Source organism: Bradyrhizobium sp. GW821-FHT13H06, assembly GCF_058803975.1.
This window is the reverse complement of record NZ_JBXAPN010000031.1, coordinates 1-1,034: the sequence shown is the minus strand read 5'-3', so window position 1 is coordinate 1,034 and position 1,034 is coordinate 1. Positions and strand designations below refer to the sequence as shown.

Annotated in this window: 1 protein-coding gene; it reads left to right on the top strand. The window is 60.7% G+C overall.

All coding sequences use genetic code 11. The features are described from left to right. On the top strand, window positions 1–1,026 hold a 1,026-nt coding region (locus tag AC1RQP_RS40155; protein ID WP_492943306.1), incomplete at its 5' end, for a phage/plasmid primase, P4 family. Window positions 1,027–1,034 lie beyond the last annotated feature (8 nt).

Genomic DNA, 1,034 nt, shown 5'->3' with positions numbered 1-1,034 from the left:
ACTGACATGGCGACGTATGATCTGGTGCAAGGCACTTCGCGTCCGCCCCGACGCGAGGACTACATCACGCAAGTCTCCGGCTGCCGGATGGCACCGGCCGGGACACCGCATCCGATTTGGGATGCCTTCCTGCACCGTGTCACTGCGGGCGATGTCGAGCTGATCAGATTCCTGCAGCGGTTCATCGGCTATTGCATGACGGGGCACACCAAGGAGCACGTGTTCCTGTTTCTGTTCGGCACCGGCCGGAATGGCAAAGGCACCTTCATCAACACCATCATGCGGATTTTCGGCGACTACGCCACGGTGGCGTCGATCTCGACCTTCCTCGCCAGCAAGGGCGACCGACATCCGACCGAGCTTGCCAAGCTACGCGGCAAGCGGCTTGTGGTCGCGCAGGAAACGCCTGCGGGTCGGGTCTGGGACGAAGCCAAGATCAAGGCAGTGACCGGTGGCGACCGCATCTCGGCGCACTTCATGCGACAGGACGATTTCGAATTCGATCCGATGTTCAAGCTGGTCATCTCCGGCAATCACAAGCCGCGCCTGAACTGCGTTGACCCGGCCATGCGAGCGCGGCTTTTGATCGTTCCGTTCACGGTGGAAATTCCTGCAGCCGAACGCGATCTCGAATTGATGGACAAGCTGCGGGCCGAGTGGCCTGCGATCCTGCGCTGGGCGATGGATGGCTGTCTCGAATGGCGCCGGATCGGACTGAAGCCACCAGCCAGCGTCACCGCCGCGACCGAGGAATATTTCAGCGGCGAAGACACCTTCACGCAATGGCTGGAAGACGAGTGCGATGTGGAGCTGAACAACCGCTACAAGACGACAGCGGTCGGCGACCTCTATGCATCGTGGTCAACCTACTGCAAGGACAACGGCGACGAGCCAGGCAGCAAGAAGGCGTTCTCCGAGCAGATGAGGAACCACGGTTTCACGCCAGTGAAGGTGGGTCACGCCATGACCCGATCGTTCTCCGGCATTCGGCTGTTCGCCGCCAATAACCGACAGCCAAAAGACTGAGAGAGGGT